Below are 23,678 nucleotides of genomic sequence, written 5' to 3'. Positions count from 1 at the left end.
AAATGCAAGAATAGATTTGAGGGGGGAAAAGAGTATGATAATTCAAAATCCTATTTTAACAGGGTTTAACCCAGATCCAAGTATATGTCGTGTGGGTGAAGATTACTATATTGCAGTTTCAACATTTGAATGGTTTCCAGGAGTTGGAATATATCATTCGAAGGATTTAAAAAATTGGCGACTAGCTGCTAGGCCATTAAATAGAATAAGCCAACTGAACATGCTAGGAAACCCTGATTCAGGTGGAATTTGGGCGCCACAGCTTTCATATGCAGACGAAAAATTTTGGTTAATTTACACTGATGTAAAGGTTGTAGATGGTCAATGGAAGGATTGTCACAATTACTTAGTAAACTGTGAAACAATAGATGGTGAGTGGTCAGAACCTATTTATTTAAATAGCTCAGGCTTTGATCCATCATTATTTCATGATGAAGATGGTAAGAAGTATTTAGTAAACATGTACTGGGACCATCGCGTTGGAAATCATAATTTTTATGGAATTATTTTGCAGGAATATAGTGTTAGAGAATGCAAGCTTGTTGGAAGAAAAGACATTATCTTCAAGGGAACTGATATAAAACTGACAGAAGCTCCCCACTTATACAAGATTAATGGATATTACTATCTTTTAACTGCAGAAGGGGGAACTAGATATAATCATGCAGTTACTATAGCAAGATCTAAAGATATATGGGGGCCGTATGAAGTACACCCGAAAAATCCATTATTGACGTCATGGCCGTATCCTCACAATCCACTTCAGAAAGCTGGTCATGCATCTATAGTAAAAACTCATACAGATGAATGGTTTTTGGTACATTTAACTGGACGTCCGTTACCAAAAGGAGAAGCCCCTTTATTAGAAGATCGAGGTTATTGTCCTCTAGGTAGGGAAACTGCAATCCAAAGAATAGAGTGGAGAGATAATTGGCCTTATGTAGTAGGGGGGAATCAGCCATCTCTTGAAATTCAGGGTCCTAATATTGAAGAGGTAAAGTGGGAGAAAGATTATGAAGAAAAAGATGATTTCAATAGTGGAATTTTAAATCACCATTTCCAAACACTCCGTATACCGCTTGGAGAAAATATTCTTTCACTAGAAGATAATCCTGGACACTTAAGGCTATATGGAAAGGAATCTTTAACATCTAGATTTACGCAGGCTTTTGTAGCGAGACGTTGGCAACACTTTAATTTCATAGCAGAAACGAAAGTTGCATTTTATCCAGATTCTTTTCAGCAATCAGCTGGACTAGCGAACTATTACAATACGAAAAACTGGACATATTTGCATGTTACGTGGAATGAGCAGAAAGGAAGAATACTTGATTTAATAATCTGTGATAACTTTAAATTCAGTCAACCGCTTAGAGGTAAAGAAATAGTTATACCAGAAGATGCTAATTATGTATATCTTAGAGTTCAAGTGAAGACCACTACTTATGAATATTCATATTCTTTTGATGGAGAAAACTGGGTAACAATCCCTATACAGCTATATTCTTATAAACTTTCTGATGATTATGTTCATGGTGGAGGATTTTTTACAGGAGCCTTTGTTGGAATGCAGTGTCAGGATACTTCAGGAGAGAATCTATATGCTGATTTTGATTACTTTGTCTACAAAGAAGACAAAATAAAAAAACATTAGGGTAGAAATTATTATGAATTCATAAATACTTGGAGGGAGATAAAATGAATTATTTTGAAAATATAAATAAAGTAAGTTATGAAGGGGCCAATTCAACTAATCCTTTTGCTTTTAAGTATTACAATCCAGATGAAATAATTAATGGAAAGAAGATGAAGGAGCTTTTACGTTTTTCAGTAGCTTACTGGCATACATTTGTAGGAGATGGATCAGATCCTTTTGGTCAAGGAACAATGATTCGTTCATGGGATAAGTATAAAGGTATGGACCTAGCTAAAGCAAGAGTAGAAGCTGCGTTCGAAATTTTCGAGAAATTAGATGTTCCATTCTTCTGTTTCCATGACGTAGATATAGCACCAGAAGGAGATAATCTTAGAGAAACATATAGGAACCTAGATGAAATTGTCGCAATTATGAAAGAGTATATGAAAACTAGCAAGACAAAACTACTTTGGAATACAGCAAATTTATTTTCTCATTCTAGATGGGTACATGGTGGAGCTACTTCTCCTAATGCTGATGTATATGCATACGCAGCTGCAAAAGTTAAAAAGAGCCTAGAAATTGGTAAAGAGCTTGGAGCAGAAAACTATGTATTCTGGGGCGGACGTGAAGGATATGAAACTATTTTAAATACAAATATGAAGCTTGAGCTTGACAATTTGGCAAGGTTTTATCACATGGCTAAAGACTATGCTAAAGAAATAGGATTTAATGCTCAGTTTTTAATCGAGCCAAAACCAAAAGAACCAACTAAGCATCAGTATGATTTTGACGTTGCAACGAGCTTGGCATTCTTAAAGTCTTATGGTTTAGAAGATTACTTTAAATTTAATATCGAAGCAAATCATGCTACTTTAGCAGGGCATACGTTTGAACATGAGCTACATGTAGCTCGTATTAATGGAATGTTAGGTTCTGTAGATGCTAACCAAGGGGATATGCTGTTAGGTTGGGATACAGATGAGTTCCCTACAGATTTATACTCTACTACCCTTGCCATGTATGAAATTTTGAAAAATGATGGACTTGGAACAGGTGGACTTAATTTTGATGCTAAGGTAAGGAGAGCATCATTTGATGTAGAAGATTTATTTTATGCTCACATTGCAGGTATGGATGCATTTGCAATTGGTACTAAAGTTGCCAAACGTCTGATTGAAGATAGAGTACTAGATGATTTTATTGAAGAACGTTATAGTAGTTTTAAAGAAGGAATTGGCCTTGAGATTGTTGAAGGTAAAGCGGATTTTCATAAATTAGAAAAATACGCACTGCAGCTTGGTGAAATTAAGAATAAATCAGGAAGACAAGAAAAGCTGAAGGGTATTATTAACAAGTATTTATTAGAAGTTTACGCACAACTTATTAAGGATTAGTAAGGTGATTATTTATGAAATATGTAATTGGTATAGACCTAGGGACAAGTGCAGTAAAAGTATTACTAATGAATGAAAATGGGAAGGTTTGTAATGAAGTTTTAAAAGCTTATCATTTAATTCATGAAAAGTCAGGTTATAGTGAACAAGATCCTAAAGAATGGATAGATAAGACGATATCAGCTTTAAGTGAATTAGTAAATAATTTTGATGGTGATATAAACAATATACAAGGAATTAGCTTTTCAGGACAGATGCATGGTCTTGTACTATTAGATAAAGTTGGAAATGTGTTGAGAAACGCAATTCTTTGGAATGATACTAGAACAACAGAGCAGTGTAGACAAATTTATGATGTACTAGGTAAAGAGAGACTATTAAACATTACAAAGAATCTTGCATTAGAAGGGTTTACCCTTCCAAAGCTTTTGTGGGTTAAGCAGTATGAACCAGAAATTTTCGAAAAAACAGCTATGTTTATGTTACCAAAAGATTATCTAAGATATAAAATGACTGGAAATATCTATAGTGAATATTCTGATGCAGCTGGAACATTGATGTTAGATATTGCTGAGAAAAGATGGAGCGAGGAAATTTGTGATCTTTTAGGGATAGACCTAAGTATATGCCCACCATTATCAGCATCGCATCAATATGTTGGAACAATTAGCAAAGACATTGCTGATCTTACGGGATTAGCAATTACAACTAAAGTATTTGCTGGTGGAGCAGATAATGCTTGCGGTGCAATTGGGTCTGGTATTCTTTCGGAAGGAAAAACACTTTGTAGTATTGGAACATCAGGGGTTATTCTTTCATATGAGAAAAGAAATAATCTAGATTTCAGTGGAAGGGTTCATTATTTTAATCATGCAGATGAAAATACATTTTATGTTATGGGAGTAACTTTAGCAGCTGGATATAGTTTGAGTTGGTTTAAAGATGAATTTGCAAAAAATGAGAATTTTGAAGAGCTTTTGGAAGGTTTAGATAGCGTTCCAATTGGGTCAAATGGATTACTGTTTACCCCTTATTTAGTAGGAGAAAGGACTCCGCATGCAGATGCGGATATACGAGGTAGTTTTATTGGAATTCAGGGATCTCATAAGAAGATTGATTTTGTTAGGGCAATAATTGAAGGGATTACTTTATCACTAAACGAATCTATTGAAATCTTAAGGGAAAGTGGAAAGAAAATAGATACTATTATTTCAATTGGTGGTGGAGCAAAGAATGATGTTTGGCTTCAAATTCAAGCAGACATATTCAATGCTAAGGTTATAAAGCTTACGAGTGAACAAGGTCCTGCGGTTGGGGCAGCAATTCTTGCAGCTTATGGATGCGGATGGTATAACAGCCTTGATGAATGTGTAGATGTGTTTACAGTTGAGGAAAAATCCTTCCTTCCTATACCAGAAAATGTTAAGAAGTATAAGGAGCTTTTCAAATTATATAAGAATGTCTATAGACAAACCAAAAGCTTAAACGAAGAACTGAAGAAATTTAGGAAAAATTAAATTAAAAGGGATGGATAAAAGATAGCTTAGTGTCCATCCCTTGTTTTCTTAAGGAGGTATAAGGAAGTGCAGGCAAATAGAGCTAGTAAGGTATCTAATAAGTTATATGAAATATGTGAATGGATATGTCGTTTAGTATATATAAATATTTTATGGATAGCCTCTACTGTTATTGGGTTAGTTGTGTTTGGGATAGCACCTGCAACAGTAGCAATGTTTGGTGTTTTAAGAAAATGGACAGTGGGAGATACAGATACTTCTGTGTTTAGAGCATTTATTAAAATTTACAAAGAGGAGTTTATAAAGTCAAATATATTAGGAGTTATTTTTCTAGCTTTTGGATATATGATATATTTTAACTACTTGCTTTCACAGATGATAGATGGAATTTTTCATAGGATCTTATGGATTGGATTATTTCCTACAGTATTCATTTACATGATTACTTTGTTTTTTGTTTTTCCTGTTTATGTGCACTATGATCTTAAACTTCTTCAATATATTAAAGTAGCTTTTATGATTGCAATAAGTAACCCTTTAGAGATAATTATATTTGGATTAACTGTTTGTCTATTATGTTACATGTTTTATTTTATACCAGCAGGTATTCCTTTCTTTGGTGTAAGCATCATCGCTTGGATTGTTATGCTGAGGGCATCAGGAATATTTATGAGGGTTGATAAGAAGTAGATGAAAAAATATTGATGAAATAACAGCATTTGTAGAAAAATTTATTACCATATAACTACGTTAACAGCAAAAGATGATGATGTAGACAAAATTATGAGGATAACTATAGGTGCAGATTAAGTCGTTTAATCCACTAGATAAAGTTCTTAGAGAAAAATACTAAACTATCTAACTAGAGAAAGCATTAGAAGGAGTAGATAGAGTTTTTTTAATGAGACTACACCATCTTGGTAAACCTGATGATCTTTATCCGTGTGTTGGCATATTTCTTATAATTATGGTACTATACAGTTATTGAAAATAATTATCATTGATGATGATTCGGATTAAATAAGTTCCTGATTTGTTGCTAATCAGGAATTATCTAGCGATTTTATTTATATCATCTAGGGGTAGAAGAATATTAAATGGGGCCTTTTGTATAGTCACTAAAGGAAGGTATATTGAAATAGAATATAATTGCCTTATATATTTACTGCCCCTCATCCTCCCTTTGGGCAGTAAATATTATACTAAGTATGTTTGGACATACCTATAAATATAAAAAAAGAGAATTTTTTAATTACATAATCCTATCATAATCAATCCCCATTATAAGGTTAGAAAAAAAAGTATAGTTCAAGTAATGATTATAATATAGTGAAAAAGACTTTAAAATAAATTGTACCGATACACTTTGAAAAATTTAACATATTAACCGAAGTGATATTGAAAAAGAAGCATGCAGATGACATACTAATATTAAGTTATATATTTGGAGGGGATTTGTATGAATAGTAGATATGAGCTTAATAAGAATTTAGCTCAAATGTTAAAGGGTGGAGTAATCATGGATGTGACGACTCCAGAAGAAGCAAGGATAGCTCAAGAGGCTGGAGCTTGTGCTGTTATGGCACTTGAGAGGGTTCCTGCAGATATTAGGAAAAATGGTGGGGTTGCAAGAGCATCCGATCCAAAAATGATTAAGGAAATTCAAAAAGCAGTCTCTATTCCTGTTATGGCAAAGGTAAGGATTGGTCATTTTGTTGAAGCACAAATACTTGAAGCACTTGGAATAGATTATATAGATGAGAGTGAGGTTTTAACACCTGCAGATCCGATTTTACATATAGATAAGAAACAATTTAAGGTTCCTTTTGTTTGTGGAGCTAAAAATTTAGGTGAGGCTTTAAGGAGAATTGGAGAAGGGGCGTCAATGATTAGAACGAAAGGAGAACCTGGCACAGGTGATGTAATAGAAGCAGTTAAGCATATGAGAATGATGAATTCTGAAATTAGAAGAATACAAGGTTTATCGAAAGAAGAATTGATGAATACAGCTAAGGAATTACAAGCTCCTATTCATTTAGTTGAATATGTTCATGAATATGGAAGACTTCCTGTTGTTAATTTTGCTGCTGGAGGTGTTGCAACCCCTGCTGATGCTGCAATGATGATGCAACTTGGTTGTGATGGAGTATTTGTTGGCTCTGGTATATTCAAATCTGGAGATCCGAGAAAAAGGGCTGCTGCAATAGTTAAGGCTGTTACAAACTACAATGATCCTAAGATTCTAGCTGAAGTATCAGAAGATCTTGGAGAGGCGATGGTTGGAATTAATGTATACTCAATAGATAAAGAAGAAAGAATGGCTAATAGAGGGTATTAATATGAAAAAGGTAGGTATCTTAGCACTTCAAGGTGCATTTAGAGAACATATACAGATGATTAAATCGCTAGGTCACCAAGCTATAGAGATAAGAAATGTTAGTCAACTTAACGACATTGACGGAATTATTCTGCCGGGTGGTGAGAGCACTGCTATAGGAAAACTACTTAAAGACTTTAGTATAGCCCAAACATTGATAAATAAAATCAACAATGGGTTACCTGTATGGGGAACGTGTGCAGGAATGATTTTACTTGCAAAAGAACTAGATGGTGATGAGAATGCACATCTAAAGGTTATGGACATTAAAGTAAGGCGAAATGCATATGGAACTCAACTAGATAGTTTTGCTACGACGGGAGTAGTAAGAGAGGTATCTGAAAAAGAAATCCCTATGGTATTTATAAGAGCACCGTATATTGTTGATATAGATGAAAGTGTTGATGTACTATATAAATTAGATAGAAATATTGTAGCTGCCCGTCAGAAAAACATGCTTGTAACATCTTTTCACCCTGAGTTGACTGATGATAAGAGTTTTCATCAATATTTTATTAATATGATGTAAATTAAAGGGGAGTCACTTTTGACTTCCCCTTAGTATATTTTTAAGTTATCTCAAATTGACTTTGGTAAAGGTTATAATAAAACCCACCTTTAGTAAGAAGTTCCTCATGAGTACCTTGTTCTATAATATCTCCATGATTCATTACTAATATTGTGTCAGCATCCTTGATGGTAGATAGTCTATGAGCTATGATAAAACTTGTTCTATTTTTCATAAGATTATCCATAGCCTTTTGAATCTGTGTTTCTGTTCGTGTATCTACTAAGCTTGTAGCTTCATCAAAGATAAGAATTCTAGGGTCTGAAAGTATAGCCCTTGCTATTGTAATTAATTGTTTTTGTCCTTGTGAGACATTGCTTGCTTCTTCATTCAATATCATATTGTATCCGCTAGGTAATGTATTTACAAAGCTATCAACATGGGCTGCTTTTGCAGCAGATATGACTTCTTCATCAGTTGCACTAAGACGACCGTATCTTATGTTTTCCATAATACTATCATTATATAGCCATGTGTCCTGCAAAACCATTCCAAACATTGAACGAAGGTCATAACGGCTAAAATCTCTTATATCATATCCATCAATCATTATAGACCCTTCATTTACGTCATAAAATCTCATTAAAAGCTTAACTATTGTGGTCTTACCAGCTCCCGTCGGTCCTACTATAGCAACTTTCTGCCCAGGCTTAATAGAAATAGAGAAGTTATTAATAACTATATCTTCAGGGTTATATCCAAAATGTATATTCCTAAATTCAACCTGACCATTAATGCTGTCTAGCTTTATTGGATTTTGAGTATCTGAAACTTCCTCTTCTTCATCTAAGAATTCAAATACTCTTTCGGCTGAAGCAGCAGTTTGTTGAAGGATATTAGAGATATTAGCTATCTGTGATATTGGGTGACTGAACTGACGTACATATTGGATAAAGGCTTGAACATCTCCAACTTCTATAACTCTCTTAGCTGCTAGGTATCCCCCCATTATACTTACAACTACATATCCAAGATTTCCTACAAAGTTCATAAGCGGCATCATAATACTAGTTAGAAACTGCGACTTCCAAGCTACTTTATAAAGTTTATCATTTAAAGTATCGAATTTCTCAATGCTTTTTTGCTCACCATTGAAAGCTTTTACAACTATGTGTCCGCTATACATCTCTTCAACATGACCATTCAAGTTACCTAGGTAGTCTTGTTGTTGCTTAAAGAATTTTTGTGAATGTTTAACTATAATTGCTATAAGTATGATAGATATTGGGATTACTCCAAGAGATACTAGAGTCATTCTCCAGCTTATACTGAGCATCATAATAAATACCCCTATAACTGTTGTAACGGATGCTATTATTTGACCTAAGCTTTGATTAAGTGTCTGACTTAGCGTATCCACATCATTGGTAACGCGTGATAAAACCTCGCCGTGACTTGTTTTATCAAAATACTTTAGGGGTAAGCGATTTATCTTTTTGGATATATCTTTTCTGAAATTGTAACTTACATTCATTGCTATATCAGACATTATCCACCCCTGAATGTATCCGAATATAGCACTTAGTAAATATAATCCAAGAAGTACGAGAAGCATATTACCTATGTATTCAAAATCTATATCTCCAGTACCTATAGCTTTAGCCATTACCCCTTCAAATAGCTTAGTAGTCACTTTTCCTAAAATCTTAGGACCAATGATTGCGAAGGTAGCACTTGCAATTGAAAATATAATCACAATAGCTATAGAAAGTTTGTAAACATTTAAATGATTTATCAGCTTCTTCATACTGCCTTTAGCATCTTTAGCTTTTGGGCCACCCTGCAGCATGCCATGTCCTCCACGACCTATTCCCATACTACGTGGGTTGTTTATTCTGCTTTTTTCACTCATGATAATTCCTCCTTAGATAGCTGTGAAAATGCAATCTCTTTATACGTTGTGCAACTTTCCATGAGCTGTTTATGATTTCCTATGCCTACTACTTTACCTTCGTCTAGAACTATTATCTTCTCAGCATTCATAACAGTAGAAATACGCTGTGCAACTAAAATAATAGTACTTGAAGCTAATTTTTCTTTTAATGACTTTCTAAGAGCTGCATCAGTCTTGAAATCTAGTGCAGAGAAGCTATCGTCAAATATAAATATTTCAGGCTTTTTTATCAGCGCACGAGCTATAGATAATCTCTGTTTTTGTCCACCTGATATATTACTTCCATCTTGAGATATTTCAGATTCAAAAGCGTTTGTTTTTTCGTTTATAAATTCCATGGCTTGTGATATATTTGCAGCTTCTAATAAGTCTTCTTGTGAGGCATTTTCATTACCGTATCTAAGATTTGATTCAATAGTCCCGCTAAATAGTGAGCTTTTCTGAGGAACATAACCAATTTTATCTCTAAGATCACTTTGACTTATATCTCTTACGTCAACACCATTAACTAGAATCTGTCCCTCATTAACATCATAAAAACGTGGAATTAGATTAATTAAAGTAGACTTTCCAGAACCAGTAGAGCCTATAATTGCAGTAGTTTCTCCAGGTAGAGCCGTAAAACTTATATTCTCTAAGATATTTTTTTGTGCACCATGATATCTAAAAGATACATTTTTAAATTCTATATATCCTTTCAAATCATTATCTAGAGATTTTGGATTTTTTGGATCTTTTATTTCAGGTTGTGTGTCTAGAACCTCTGCAATACGCTGTGCTGCAACAGAGGCTCTAGGGATCATTATAAATATAAATGACAGCATTAAGAATGCAGATATAATCTGCATAGCATACTGCATAAATGCCATCATATCACCAACTTGCATACTTGAAGCTGCTATCTCCTTAGCTCCTGCCCATACTATGAGCAAGGTTATACCATTCATTATAAGCATCATTGTTGGGAACATAAATGCCATTACACGATTTACAAAGATGTTTGTATTTGTAAGGTTTTTGTTTGCCATATCAAACCTTTCTTCTTCGAAAGCTTGAGTATTGAATGCTCTTATAACCATCATTCCAGAAAGGTTCTCTCTCGTTACTAAATTTAGTCTATCAATTAGATTTTGAATAGTCTTAAACTTAGGCATTGCAATTAAAAATACCGCAACAATTAAAATCAATAAAGATATAACTGCTACCCCTATAATCCACGACATTGATGGGCTTTTTTCTATAGCTTTTATAACACCACCAACCCCCATAATTGGGGCATAAAATACCATTCTAATCATTAAAGCGACGAGAGTTTGTATTTGAGTAATATCATTTGTAGTTCGAGTTATAAGGGATGCAGTGGAGAATTTATCTAGCTCTGATTTAGAAAAGCTTTGAACTTTGGTGAATACTGCTTTTCTAAGGTTACAAGATAATCCAGCAGCTACTTTAGATGCTAGAAATCCTACTCCAACTATACATAATGCACTTGCTAGTGAAATAAGAAGCATTACTATACCTGTATTGATAATATATTTTTGTCTAGTTACTATAGGAATATTGTTTTGTTGTATTCCGTTATTAATAATATTAGACATATAATCAGGCAGTGATAAATCAGCCATAGCCTGAGCGAATAATAGTATTATTGCTAGAATGATATGACATATAAAAGGCTTTAAATACTTTGTTAATTTTAACATTACATCTACTCCTAACTGGTATACATTTAAATTACTTCATAATAAGTATGATAAGACACACTGTCATATGATTTCAAGTTTTATGATATAATAATTATGTAATATAGTAGAAAATATATAGTATGAGGTAAAATGAATGAAAATTAGAATGAAGATGAGTTTGTTAGCAATTGTCATAGCATTAATTCTTACTCATAGCGTATATGCATTTGAATTTGATTATAGCGAAATATTCGAAAACCATGGATTAGTGAGATTAATAATTGATGTAGAAACAGGATCAATACTTAAAGTTAATAAAGCAGCTGAGCACTTTTATGGATATACAAAAGATGAACTTGTAAGCATGAATATAAAAGAAATAAACACATTAACACCAGAAGAAACAGAAAGAGAATGGAATGCTGCAGCTAATGAAAAGCGCAATCATTTTCGTTTCAGACATAGGCTCTCAAATGGAGAAATAAGAGATGTTGAAGTTTATTCTTACCCATTCATTCATGAAGGAAAAGAATATCTATATTCTATTGTAGTAGACAAGACTGATGAGGTAGCCTTAGCTAAAAATCTAGAAAAGAATCGTTTAATAACCACATTTTTAGTTGCACTAATAATAGTCTTACTACTATTAGGCTCAATATTACTTTATATAAGTAAAGAAAAGTACAAAAAGCTTGCTGTATATGACTATTTAACAGGAGCGTATTCTAGAATATATCTAGATGAATGGAAAAAGAAAACTTTAAGTAAGAGAAGATGTGAAATTCCTAAAATCTGTGTAGTATTATTAGATATAAATAGGTTCAAATATATAAATGATACATTTGGGCATATGATTGGAGATAAGATCCTTACTATAGTTGCAGACACCTTAAAATGCTGTATTAGAGAAGATGATCTTGTTATTCGATACGGGGGAGATGAATTTCTATTAGTACTAGAAAAAGTTACACAGGATCAATGTAAAAAGATTATGAATAGGGTAGAAAGTGAGCTTTTATCCTGCAAAACCTTCGAGTTTTCAATTAGTATATCATACGGAATACATGAGATTAAGGATGATATGGAGCTCTTTGACGCTATAAAGATTGCTGACGAGAAAATGTATGAAATGAAAAAGTCAGCTAGTGAAGACAATTAACATAAGTCTACATTGACATTTTATTCACTATGGTGTAAAATGATGTAGAAAAATAGAATATCGGCGGATGAAAGTCATTGGAGACATCTAGATATTAGATGACCGTAGAAGCAAGAAATATGTTTAAGCTCTGATTTATTTCGAAACTTTCAGGTTACAATACAATGATTTGACGCAACCCTGGAGAGATTCTAGAAATAGGACATCGAAGGAGTAACCTAGACATCATAGGGAAGCTTTCAGATAAAAGGACAGGGAGTAAAGAGGCATTTCGTTTTCATATGCTTTTTTACTCTCTGTCTTTTTTTGTCCTGACAAAATACTTACTTTACAACAAATGGAGGGATTACTAATGTTAGAAATTGCAAAAGGTATGGGACTGTTATTACTTGTATTAATTTTATTTTCCGGATTTAGTCTTAAGGTACCGAAAGGGGACAAGGCTATGTCGGGTCTTGCGGGTGCTGCTGTAGCGACTTTTTTAGTTGAGGCAATACATAAATACATCAGCGGAGAACTTTTGGGTATTCAGTTTCTAGGACAGGTTGGAGATGCTTCAGGAAGCATGGGTGGACCTATAGCAACTATACTTGTATCTTTAAATATGGGAATAAACCCTGTATATGCTGCAGTAGCCGGTGCTTCTATGACACAGATAGGCATATTACCAGGTTTTGTGAGCGGATATATAGTAGGACTAATTGCTCCAGTTTTAGAGAAAAAACTTCCAAAGGGCTTAGATCTGATAGTAGGTGCATTGCTTATAGCTCCAGTGGCTAGAGGAATTGCTTATATAACTACACCAATTGTAAACCATACACTGTTTAGTATAGGAAATATGATTTCTGTTACAGCAGAACAATCTCCATATATTATGGGATTCTTGCTTGGAGGTATTATAAAAGTAATATGCACATCTCCCTTAAGTTCTATGGCATTAACTGCAATGTTAGGATTACAAGGTCTTGCAATGGGAATAGCAGCTATTGCTAGTTATGGAGGAGCTTTTACTAATGGAATAGTATTTAAAAGATTAAAACTTGGAGATTCTAGCAACGTTATTGCTGTAATGTTAGAACCTTTGACTCAAGCACACATAGTCTCAAAGAATCCAATTCCAATATATTTTTCAAACTTTATTGGAGGAGGTCTAGCTGGTATAGGAGCTGCTTATTTTAGGATTATTAATAATGCACCTGGTACTGCTTCTCCAATTCCAGGTATGTTAGCTCCTTTTGGATTCAACTCGCCTATGAATGTATTGTTTGCATTGGTATTTGCAACTATAGGTGGAATAATAGCAGGATACCTGGGAACATCTATTATACTATTTATGAGAAGTAAAAACGGTATATTTAATGATAAAGGTGCGGTTATAGATAGCCTTCAGCCAGAAAAAACTGCTGTATAGCAAGTAGGGTGTAACAATATATATAACATACTCATACCATATAGTCTAAGTAAATACTGTAGTCAATGGGGTGTGGTGTATGAAAAAACTAAATCCTGAGAAATTGCATGTAGAGTTTAGACAAGGAGTAACACCAACTAAGCCGATTATACCAAGGAGATACACACTAACACATTCTGACATAACTGCTGAATTATTTCTAACGATAGGAAAAAAATATGCACATGATAAAATTAATAAAATGAGAGATGAAGTGCTCGCACAGTGGCATATTTGTAACGGGCAATTGTTTCTGTATGTGTATGTATATGTAGGAGATTTTGGACCAGTTATGTCATATATACGAAATATGATTTTCAGGCGTGAATTGCCTTTAGCCCTTGAAGCTATAATCTACGGAGATAGAGAGTTCTTTAATGCACACCCGAAGTTAAATAATGCACCTATATGGATACATTTTGACTCATCAGATCCTAGATATAACCGATTTGAGTACTGGGCAACTCCTAATGATTATAAATAATATGACACTGATTTATCAAAGTGATAATTAACTATTGAAATAGATTCTCAAAGTATATATAATAGTAGTTAATTACTAAAGAAAAGAGGTGTTATATATGGATCAAAAGAAATTTAAAAGCACTTTTATAGATGCTGCACTAATCTTTGTAGGAGCCTTTATTGCAATAGGATTAATAGCATACTTAGGTCTAGGAGGATACGGACTTGATATGATAGCTCCTCCATTTGGAGCAGCTGCAGTTTTACTTTTTGCAGCTCCTAGTGCGGCTTTAGCACAACCTAAAAATGTTTTTTTCGGGCAGCTTATTTCTGCACTAGCTGGAACTTCTGTCTACCACCTGCTTGGTAAGACGTGGTATAGCATTGCTTTAGCTGTTGCATTAGCTATAGTACTGATGCTCTTAACAAAGACTGTTCACCCACCGGGAGGTGCTACAGCATTTTTAGCCGTTGCTGCTGAAAAGAGTTTTATGTTCATCATTAATCCAGTATTAATAGGTACTTGTATTTTAGTTATAGTAGCTATAATAATTAACTATTTACAGCCACAAAGAAGCTATATAATCAAAAAGAATAATCAAACTTCAACATCATAACTTATCTTAAATTATAAAGGCTCTAGCTCATACTACATCATTTTGTATATGTGCTAGAGCCTATTGTTTAAATATAAATTAAATAGTTCATTATAATAAAAAAGGACTTATCAAATATAAAATTAGGGGGATTTTATGGGAGAGAGGATCATATTGGCATAAGTGCTTTTCTAGGACTTGCAATTTTTATATTAGTCTATTTGAGAATTTACAAAAAGTATAAAGTAAAATAAAATAATACTAGTGACAAAGGAGATAAGTTATGAGAGTTTTTCTTGCTATTGAATTGAGTGAAGATATTGTAGATAATATATATTCATATCAAAACCATATAAAACAATATTCAAGTAGAGGAAGCTTTACAAATAAGGAGAACTTCCATATAACAATTAAGTTTATAGGAGAAGTTAACGAAAAACAACTAGAAGACATAAAGTGTGGTATGGATGAAATTTCTGTAGATACATTTATATTAGAAACTGGAAGGATAGGTTATTTTCAACGAAAAGATAAAAAAATCATATGGGTAGGTGTAAATGGCGAAATACATAAGCTAAACAATCTATTCAAAAAAGTAGAAACTATAATGGAAAGCAAGGGATTTAGAAAAGAAGATAGACCATATAGTCCACATATAACTATTGGAAGAGAAGTTGTATTGAATAATTCATTAGAGTCTATAAAAAAAGAGATAAATATAAATCCAAGGCAATTTTCAGTAAAAGTATTGTCGCTTATGGAAAGCTCTAGAGAAAATGGAAAGTTAGTATATAAGCCGATATATCGTAAAAGTTTACTCAAAACTTGAAGTTAAAAAAGTACAAGATTTTAATATAAGGGAGAGTTGGTTGTGAAGAAAGTGTTTATTTTAGTATTCATTTTTATACTTGCAATAGGAGTAGTTATCCTGAATTTAGATAAAAATGAAGGTAATAATCTAGATTACAATAACATTTATAAGTATAAAACTAAATATGTTGGAGATGCTAGTAAAGTCTCAAATCTTGTAAATAATCTTAATTATGGAGAATTTAAGACTAAGATTTCTTTAAACACACAAAATAGACCATATGTAGTGAACATACACTATTCAAGGATACCTAAAAATCTATCTCAAGAAGATACAAAAACAATAACAGCTAATATATTTAAGAATGCTTCAATCATGTTTTGTCTTATAGAAAATCTAGATGAGGTAAATTTTATATTTGAGGAACAATATACTGTTGAGACATTTTCATTTGATAGGGAAAGTATAAATAAAGTATTTAATGAAGATATTAGAAATTATTCTACATCACTAGATAAGTTTGAAAGTGAGTTTTTAAAGTTGATTGAAAGACATATGTATAATACATCAAATATTTAGGTTATAAAAAGTATTGACATAGACTTTGTTTTAGTTTAGGATTTACTAGGAAATAAAATTTAATACAACTTGTTAGGTGAGGCTCCTAAATGAACACAGGCTATTGCCCAAAAACGTCGAGAGACGCCAATGGGTAGAACAGGCAAGATCGGATTAAGGTCTGCTTAATATAGCTGAATCAATAAATTGATTCTACGTCATTTAGTGCTAAATCCAAAACTAGGAGTTAAAGTTACAAATCTACAGACTTATTGTAGGTTTTTGTGGTGAAGCATTTCAAAACGACTCCTTGTAGTCGTTTTTTTTTATTAACAAAGGAGGTGAGTCCAAATGGAAGGTGACGGTTTTAGGCGTAAGAAAGGAATAAATAATGTTCAAAAACTAAAAAATATAAGTTATATGGAGGGGTTATCATGCAAAATCTTAAAAAGCTTATTTGGACTCACTTTAATAATAAAGATATAGAGTCTTTAAAGGAAGTACTTAATAATTCAGATAAACTAGATGTTCTAAATGTTATTAAAGAATTATCTTCTGATGAACGAGTTATAGTGTATAGACTTTTGTCTAAGGATAAAGCATTATTTGTATTTGAACAACTTGATACGAGTTTTCAACAAGACTTATTATCTTCATTTACTGAAGAAGTTGCAATAGAGATGATTTCAGAACTTGAACCAGACGATAGAGTAAGACTTCTTGATGAATTGCCAGCAAAGGTTGCAAAAAGATTAATACAGGCTCTCTTACCAGAAGAAAGAGAAAAAACAGCTTTACTGATGGGATACGAAGAAAAAACAGCAGGAAGAATAATGACAACTGAATACTTTGCGTTAAATAGAAAGTATACTGTTGAACAAGCTATAGAGAAGATAAGACAAGTTGGTAAGGAAAAAGAAACTATCTATACGATATATATAGTCGATGAATTTAGAAAGTTAGAGGGAGTTTTATCGTTAAGAGAGTTAATAATATCTTCATTAGACAAAAGACTAGAAGAAATTATGAATGATAAAGTTGTTAAGGTTTCAACTAATACCGATCAAGAGGAAGTTGCACAGATATTACAAAATCTAGATTTCATGTCAGTTCCTGTCGTGGATAAAGAAAACAGATTAGTTGGGATTATAACCTTTGATGATGCTATGGATATTATCGAGGAAGAAACGACAGAAGATATATTTATTAAAGCAGGTTTAACTCAATTAAATAATAAAGAAAGAGATCACAGTCAAAGATTAATTAGTGGATCTTTAACTGATGTTTGGAAAGTTAGATTGCCATTTTTAATTATAACAATGATAGGAGGATTAATGGCAGGAGCGGTTATAGATGTATTTGAGGAAACATTAGAATCAATTGCAGCAACTGCTATATTTATTCCTGTTATTATGGATATGGGAGGTAATGCAGGAACTCAATCAAGTACTATATTCTCACGTGCATTAATATTAGGACACATAAAGCTAGATAACTTTATAAAACATTTATTAAGAGAAGCTTTTGTTGGGCTGAGTATGGTAGCATTTGTTGGAATACTTACAGCTATTTTAGCGTTTTTATGGCAAGGTATTCCTCAGTTGGGAATAGCTGTAGGATTAGCACTAGCAATTACGATGACACTTGCTACTTCGTTAGGTTTTTTAATTCCATATATATTATTTAAAATAGGAGTTGATCAAGCTGCTGGAGCAGACCCTATTATTACAACTATTAAGGATATAACTGGACTTTTAATTTATTTTATGTTAGTTAAGCAGTTTTTAGGTTACCTACTATAGTTAGAAACGGGTGATAAGTATGATATTTACAGATTTTATTTTGAGAATTAGTTTAGCATTTATTTTAGGGGGTATAATAGGTTTCGAAAGACAAAAAAGGCAAAGAATGGCTGGATTAAGAACAAATGTATTAGTATCACTAGGCGCCTTTTTATTTGTTACTTTATCTATGACTCTTGAAGGAGAAAGTAGTCCAAGTAGAGTGGCTGCTCAGATTGTTTCAGGAATAGGATTTTTAGGAGCAGGTGTGATTATTAGAGATGGAATAAATGTAAGAGGTCTAAATACTGCTGCAACCTTATGGTGTTCTGCAGCTATAGGAGTTTTAACTAGTGCAGGCCTTATAAAAGAGGCTGTAGCAGGAACGTTATTCGTGTTAATTGCAAATATATATCTTAGACATATGATAAAAAAAGCTGAGGATCACTCAGAATCAGGAGATAAATTTGAAACAGCATACATCTTAAGAGTAGTGTGCTCGAAAAAATCAGAATTTCATATAAGAGCATTATTAATACACATGCTGCAACAGGAAGATGTTATGTTGACAAATTTAGAAAGTGATGACATTCAATCAAGTGAACATGTTGAAGTAACTGCAAAACTTATAAGTATAATGAAGAACCATTCTGTTTTGGAAAAGATTGCTAGCAGAATAAGTTTAGAGTCAGGAATAAGTTCTGTAGGCTGGGAAGTACAGTCATAGTAGCTTGATTGTATATAGATTATTAGCAAGAGTCTAAGATATTGTTGAAAAGTTAAAAAAAATCTCATATTATATAAATAATATATAATATAAAGAGGGTGGATTTGATGATTAAGTGGAAGGATGAATATTTAATAGGGGTAGAAAAAATAGATGAACAACATAAGCATTTAGTTAATATAGCTAACAAAACTTATGAAGTTTTGAATGATGATTTTTGTGTGGATAAATACGATAAAATTGTGGAAATATTAAAAGAACTTGAAGAATATACAATTTTCCACTTTGCAGAAGAAGAAAGTTACATGAAGGAAATCGGATATAAAAAGATGTTTACACACAAAATAGAGCATGATGAATTCGTACAAAAAATAAGAAATATAGATTTAGAGAGCATAGATAATGAACAGAATGAATGTTTACTTGATATAGTGAACTTTATAGTAGATTGGCTAGTTAGTCATATATTAGAGAAAGATAAGCTTATAGTGGAGAACTAATTTTAAACCCCAGTATTTATACTGGGGTTATTTTGTGTTAGTAAATAATAAATACTTAAATACGATTAAGAAAATATCGAATTTGCATAGAATATGATGAAAAAAATATTATGAAAATATTTGACGGTAGGAGCATATAATTGCTAATATAAGGATAATGACAAAATTATAACAATAAGACGGAAGAAGAAATTGCATTTAGTGCTAGCATTTTACTGAAAGAAAGGAGGAATAGTCTGAAAATTTAAAAAAATGACCTAAACTTCTTGGTGATTGCAGAAAAATAGACATTAAAATCAATTATATCAATAATATGGGGATTAAGAATGCACTAAATTATTCAAAAATAGTTATGATGTTAACAAGTTGTATCAAGTACTTCAAAAAAATTATGTTAGGGGGATTAACATGGATTTATTTGATATTGTTAGCAAAATTAATAGCATTCTTTGGGGACCAGTAATGCTATTTCTTCTTCTGGGAACAGGAGTACTATTCACGTTCAAACTTAGATTTTTACAAATAAGGAAAATGAAGTATGCGTTCAAAGAAACTTTTAAGGGGATATTCAAGAAGGGTGATAGAGCAAATGAAGATGGAATGTCTTCTTTTCAGGCATTATCTACAGCTATAGCAGCTCAAGTTGGAACAGGAAATCTTGCTGGAGTTGCAACAGCTATAGCAGCTGGAGGACCAGGTGCAATATTTTGGATGTGGATAAGTGGTTTTTTTGGAATGAGTACTATATTTGCAGAAGCTATACTAGCTCAGGTATACAAGAAAAGGGTAGATGGAGAGGTTACAGGAGGACCTGCTTATTACATTACAGATGGACTTAAGAATAAGTATTTAGCAGCATTTTTCTCGATTGCAATAATCCTAGCATTAGGATTTATGGGGAATATGGTTCAATCTAATTCTATAGGTGCAGCTGTAAGTGGGGCATTTAATATAAATCCATTATTTGTAGGAATAGGTGTTGCAATTATTGTTGGTTTAATTATAATTGGCGGAATTGGTAGGATAGCATCTTTTACCGAAAAAATAGTACCTTTTATGGCTATTTTCTATATTTTAGGAAGTTTAATAATAGTATTTTCTAACTATGAAAATATAATTCCAGCGTTTAAGATGATAATATATGGAGCGTTCAATCCTATGGCAGCAACTGGCGGGTTGATTGGGGCAACTATAAAAGAATCATTTAGATATGGTATAGCAAGAGGGCTTTTCTCTAATGAAGCAGGAATGGGGTCAACTCCACATGCACATGCTGTAGCGAAGGTAAAGCATCCTGGACAACAAGGTCTTGTTGCACTTATGGGAGTAATCATAGATACTGGAATAGTTTGTACACTTACAGCTTTAGTTATATTAACTACTGGTTCTATCGAAGCTGGTTTATCTGGAGCCGCTCTTACTCAAGAAGGATTTATGCGTGGTTTTGGAGGGTTTGGAAGTTACTTCATAGCTATATGTCTATTCTTCTTCTCTTTATCGACTATAATAGGATGGTATTTCTTTGGAGAGTCAAATGTGAAATTCTTATTTGGTAAGAAAGGTTTAGGATTATATAGAGCTATAGTTTTATTATGTATAATAGTTGGAACAACTATGAAAGTAGAATTAGTTTGGGAACTTGCTGATACATTTAATGCACTTATGGTTATACCTAACCTTATAGCACTTTTAGGAATGACGTCATTAATCGTTAAAGTAACAAATGATTATGAGAATAATTTCGAAAAAAATAAGCCTTCGCAGTATATAAATACAGAAGATAAGTTAAGAAATCCCCAGTATTAATACTGGGGTTATTTTGTGAAGATTTTTAGTTCACTATCTTGAACATCTATGGTAACAGAAGAATTATCAAGTACTTCTCCTTTTATAATCATCTTTCCAAGCTCAGTTTCTATATATTTTTGAAGATATCTTTTAATTGGTCTAGCACCATATGTTGGAGAATAAGCTTCATTTGCTATAAGTAATTTAGCATCATCCGTTATAGAAAGATCTATATTTCTATCTTCAAGTCTTCTTTGTATATCTTTTATAGCTAGATCTATAATCTTAGCAATTTCTTCTTTCTTGAGAGGTTTGAATACTATTATATCATCAATACGATTTAAAAATTCAGGTTTAAAGCTTTTTCTAAGTTCATTCATAGCCTTTTCTTTCATATCAGGTTTTATTTCTCCATGCTCATCTATTCCTTCTAATATATAATGGCTCCCGATGTTAGAAGTCATAATTACAACTGTATTTTTGAAGTTTACAGTTTTACCTTTAGAATCAGTTAATCTTCCATCGTCTAATAACTGTAAAAGTACGTTGAATACTTCAGGATGAGCTTTTTCAATTTCATCAAATAAAATTACACTGTAAGGCTTTCTTCTAACAGCCTCAGTTAACTGGCCTCCTTCTTCATATCCAACATATCCAGGAGGTGCTCCTATAAGCCTTGCTACTGTATGCTTTTCTTGATATTCACTCATATCTATTCTTACTATATTTTCTTCAGTATCGAACAGGGATTGAGCCAAAGTTTTGGCAAGTTCTGTTTTACCAACTCCTGTAGGGCCTAGGAATATGAAAGAACCTATGGGCTTTTTAGGGTCTTTAAGGCCTGATCTTGCTCTTAAAACTGCATCGGAAACAGAAGTTACTGCTTCATCTTGACCAATTACTCTTTTATGAAGTATATTTTCAAGATTTAGTAGTTTTTCTTTTTCTGATTCTACTAACTTTGTAACAGGAATTCCAGTCCACCTAGAAACTATTTCAGCTATTTCTTCTTCTGTAACTTCTTCGGATAAAAGACGTTTTTCATTTCTGTTTATCTGTTTTTGTCTCTCTTCCTCTAACATTTTTTCATGCTCTGGAAGTTTTCCATACTTTAGCATAGCTAGTGTTTCAAGATCATATTTTCTTTCAGCTTCTTCTATATCTCTTTTTATATTCTCAATATCTTGCTGAAGTTTCTTTATTTTAGATATATTTTCTTTTTCTACTTGCCACTTAGCCTTCATTTCATTTGCGCTTTCTTTTAGTTTAGATAGTTCTTCTTGAAGGGCTATAAGTCTATTTTCTGAGTTTTTGTCATTTTCCTTTTTGAGTGCTTCTTGCTCTATTTCAAGCTGCATTATACGTCTACTTACTTCATCAAGTTCAGAAGGCATACTATCAATTTCGCTTCTTATCATAGCAGCAGCTTCATCCATAAGGTCTATAGCTTTATCAGGCAAGAATCTATCAGTTATATATTTACTTGAAAGTGTTGCACAAGCAACTATAGCATTATCTGTAATTCTTACTCCATGATGAATCTCAAATTTTTCTTTTATACCTCTTAATATAGATATAGTGTCTTCAACTGTAGGCTGATCTATCATCACAGGTTGGAAACGTCTTTCAAGAGCAGGGTCCTTTTCTATATATTTTCTATATTCATCTAAAGTGGTCGCTCCTATACAGTGAAGTTCTCCTCTAGCTAGCATAGGCTTTAATATGTTTGCAGCATCCATAGCACCGTCAGTTTTACCTGCTCCAACTATAGTGTGAAGTTCATCTATAAATAAAATTATTTTTCCATCTGATTGCTCAACTTCTTCTAATACTGCCTTTAATCTTTCCTCAAACTCTCCTCTAAACTTCGCACCTGCAATCAGTGATCCCATATCAAGAGCGAATATAGTCTTATCTTTTAATCCTTCAGGAACATCTCCTTTTAATATACGCTGAGCAAGACCTTCTACAACAGCAGTTTTACCAACACCTGGTTCTCCTATTAGAACAGGATTGTTTTTAGTTCTTCTTGAAAGAATTCTTATTGTTCTTCTTATTTCATTATCTCTACCTATTACAGGATCTATTTTACCTTCTCTAGCGAGCTTTACTAAATCTCTACCAAACTTATTTAGTGCATCGTAAGTTTCTTCTGGATTTTGAGAAGTTATTCTTCTATTTTGTCTAACCTTACCTAGAGCATCTAGGAATTTTTCTTTGGTCATATTGTATTTTCTAAAAATATTATCTCCTTCATTCAAAAGGGAAATATATATATGTTCAACTCCTATATATTCATCTTTAAATTTTTCTGCTTCATCTTTAGCATTTACTAATACTTGACTTACTTTTCTTGTAAAGTACATATTAGATGCATCGCCATGAACTTTAGGTAATTTATCTAAATAATCTCTTAAATCATTTATTAAAAGGGAAGTAGAAACATTCATAAATTCTATTAGTTTAGGTATAAGACCATCTTCTTGAGTAACTAAAGCAAGATGTAAATGAGCTACATCTACTTGTTGATGACTAAGTTTAAGAGCTATTTCTTGAGATGATGATATTGCTTGTTGAGCTCTTTGAGTAAACTTTTCTATATTCATAATTTCTCCTCCTTTTCATAAAATTTATTAGCACTCTATTTAAGTGAGTGCTAAAATATCTAATTTTATTTTATACTTATTAATTTATTTTGACAATATGTTTTTGAATATATACCTTGAGTACGATTGTAGTATCCAAAGGATTATATTTTTTAGGTAACAA

General features: G+C 32.7%; 19 protein-coding genes and 2 riboswitches. Of the genes, 16 read left to right on the top strand and 3 right to left on the bottom strand.

Going from position 1 to position 23,678, the window contains the following annotated elements:
- Positions 1-34 precede the first annotated feature (34 nt).
- The 6 genes from CLOTH_RS05065 (at position 35) to pdxT (ending at position 7,456) form a co-directional block, all read left to right on the top strand.
- Complete coding sequence (locus tag CLOTH_RS05065) at positions 35-1,654, top strand: glycoside hydrolase family 43 protein (RefSeq protein WP_079411837.1); 1,620 nt, start codon at positions 35-37, stop codon at positions 1,652-1,654.
- A gap of 44 nt (positions 1,655-1,698) precedes the next feature.
- Positions 1,699-3,033 carry a xylose isomerase gene (xylA, locus tag CLOTH_RS05060; protein ID WP_079411835.1) on the top strand — a complete coding sequence of 445 codons (1,335 nt, stop codon included), beginning with the start codon at positions 1,699-1,701 and terminating at the stop codon, positions 3,031-3,033.
- Between the two features lie 14 nt (positions 3,034-3,047).
- Positions 3,048-4,550 carry a xylulokinase gene (gene xylB / locus CLOTH_RS05055; RefSeq protein WP_079411834.1) on the top strand — a complete coding sequence of 501 codons (1,503 nt, stop codon included), beginning with the start codon at positions 3,048-3,050 and terminating at the stop codon, positions 4,548-4,550.
- 66 nt (positions 4,551-4,616) lie between these two features.
- The gene (locus CLOTH_RS05050) at positions 4,617-5,240 is read left to right on the top strand and encodes a YesL family protein (RefSeq protein WP_079411832.1); all 624 of its coding nucleotides are present in this window, start codon (positions 4,617-4,619) and stop codon (positions 5,238-5,240) included.
- Between the two features lie 769 nt (positions 5,241-6,009).
- Complete coding sequence (gene pdxS / locus CLOTH_RS05045; protein ID WP_079411830.1) at positions 6,010-6,888, top strand: pyridoxal 5'-phosphate synthase lyase subunit PdxS; 879 nt, start codon at positions 6,010-6,012, stop codon at positions 6,886-6,888.
- Position 6,889: 1 nt separating this feature from the next.
- Entirely contained in the window at positions 6,890-7,456 is a 567-nt protein-coding gene (gene pdxT / locus CLOTH_RS05040) for a pyridoxal 5'-phosphate synthase glutaminase subunit PdxT (RefSeq protein WP_079411828.1), read from the top strand.
- A 40-nt stretch (positions 7,457-7,496) separates the two neighbouring features.
- Here pdxT and CLOTH_RS05035 read toward each other — a convergent pair whose 3' ends face one another.
- Together CLOTH_RS05035 and CLOTH_RS05030 are read right to left on the bottom strand one after the other, a co-directional pair.
- Positions 7,497-9,347 carry an ABC transporter ATP-binding protein gene (locus CLOTH_RS05035; RefSeq protein WP_079411827.1) on the bottom strand — a complete coding sequence of 617 codons (1,851 nt, stop codon included), beginning with the start codon at positions 9,345-9,347 and terminating at the stop codon, positions 7,497-7,499.
- Positions 9,344-11,092: an ABC transporter ATP-binding protein gene (locus CLOTH_RS05030; RefSeq protein ID WP_079411825.1), complete on the bottom strand. Its 1,749-nt coding sequence runs from the start codon at positions 11,090-11,092 to the stop codon at positions 9,344-9,346. The genes CLOTH_RS05035 and CLOTH_RS05030 overlap by 4 nt, the downstream gene beginning before the upstream one ends.
- 136 nt (positions 11,093-11,228) lie before the next feature.
- On the opposite strand from CLOTH_RS05030, the gene CLOTH_RS05025 reads away from it, so the two are divergent.
- The 10 genes from CLOTH_RS05025 to CLOTH_RS04980 all read left to right on the top strand — a co-directional run bounded on the left by CLOTH_RS05025 (position 11,229) and on the right by CLOTH_RS04980 (position 20,927).
- Positions 11,229-12,233, top strand: coding sequence for a sensor domain-containing diguanylate cyclase (locus CLOTH_RS05025; protein WP_079411823.1), 1,005 nt, complete (start codon positions 11,229-11,231; stop codon positions 12,231-12,233).
- Between the two features lie 170 nt (positions 12,234-12,403).
- Positions 12,404-12,498, top strand: a riboswitch (glycine riboswitch).
- An 87-nt stretch (positions 12,499-12,585) separates the two neighbouring features.
- Positions 12,586-13,644, top strand: coding sequence for a PTS sugar transporter subunit IIC (locus CLOTH_RS05020; protein ID WP_079411822.1), 1,059 nt, complete (start codon positions 12,586-12,588; stop codon positions 13,642-13,644).
- A gap of 79 nt (positions 13,645-13,723) precedes the next feature.
- Positions 13,724-14,167: a staygreen family protein gene (locus tag CLOTH_RS05015; RefSeq protein WP_079411820.1), complete on the top strand. Its 444-nt coding sequence runs from the start codon at positions 13,724-13,726 to the stop codon at positions 14,165-14,167.
- A 97-nt stretch (positions 14,168-14,264) separates the two neighbouring features.
- Positions 14,265-14,765 carry an HPP family protein gene (locus CLOTH_RS05010; RefSeq protein ID WP_079411818.1) on the top strand — a complete coding sequence of 167 codons (501 nt, stop codon included), beginning with the start codon at positions 14,265-14,267 and terminating at the stop codon, positions 14,763-14,765.
- 262 nt (positions 14,766-15,027) lie between these two features.
- Positions 15,028-15,573: an RNA 2',3'-cyclic phosphodiesterase gene (gene thpR / locus CLOTH_RS05005; RefSeq protein ID WP_079411816.1), complete on the top strand. Its 546-nt coding sequence runs from the start codon at positions 15,028-15,030 to the stop codon at positions 15,571-15,573.
- Positions 15,574-15,615: 42 nt separating this feature from the next.
- Positions 15,616-16,134, top strand: a complete 519-nt coding sequence (locus CLOTH_RS05000; protein WP_158080467.1) for a DUF4825 domain-containing protein — start codon at positions 15,616-15,618, stop codon at positions 16,132-16,134.
- 61 nt (positions 16,135-16,195) lie between these two features.
- Positions 16,196-16,367: riboswitch (M-box (ykoK) riboswitch) on the top strand.
- Positions 16,368-16,547: 180 nt separating this feature from the next.
- Positions 16,548-17,915 (top strand): magnesium transporter, encoded by a 1,368-nt coding sequence (mgtE, locus tag CLOTH_RS04995; protein WP_079411812.1) that lies wholly within the window; start codon positions 16,548-16,550, stop codon positions 17,913-17,915.
- Between the two features lie 19 nt (positions 17,916-17,934).
- The gene (locus CLOTH_RS04990; RefSeq protein WP_079411810.1) at positions 17,935-18,621 is read left to right on the top strand and encodes an MgtC/SapB family protein; all 687 of its coding nucleotides are present in this window, start codon (positions 17,935-17,937) and stop codon (positions 18,619-18,621) included.
- 107 nt (positions 18,622-18,728) lie between these two features.
- The gene (locus CLOTH_RS04985) at positions 18,729-19,121 is read left to right on the top strand and encodes a bacteriohemerythrin (RefSeq protein WP_079411809.1); all 393 of its coding nucleotides are present in this window, start codon (positions 18,729-18,731) and stop codon (positions 19,119-19,121) included.
- 408 nt (positions 19,122-19,529) lie between these two features.
- Entirely contained in the window at positions 19,530-20,927 is a 1,398-nt protein-coding gene (locus tag CLOTH_RS04980) for an alanine/glycine:cation symporter family protein (RefSeq protein ID WP_079411807.1), read from the top strand.
- An 8-nt stretch (positions 20,928-20,935) separates the two neighbouring features.
- On the opposite strand, the gene clpB is transcribed toward CLOTH_RS04980, so the two are convergent.
- Complete coding sequence (clpB, locus tag CLOTH_RS04975; protein ID WP_079411805.1) at positions 20,936-23,515, bottom strand: ATP-dependent chaperone ClpB; 2,580 nt, start codon at positions 23,513-23,515, stop codon at positions 20,936-20,938.
- Positions 23,516-23,678 lie beyond the last annotated feature (163 nt).

It is taken from the genome of Alkalithermobacter paradoxus (assembly GCA_002029295.1).
Classification (GTDB): Bacteria; Bacillota; Clostridia; order Peptostreptococcales; family Peptostreptococcaceae; genus Alkalithermobacter; species Alkalithermobacter paradoxus.
The sequence above is the reverse complement of the archived record's forward strand: the minus strand, read 5'-3'. Positions and strand labels throughout refer to the sequence as shown.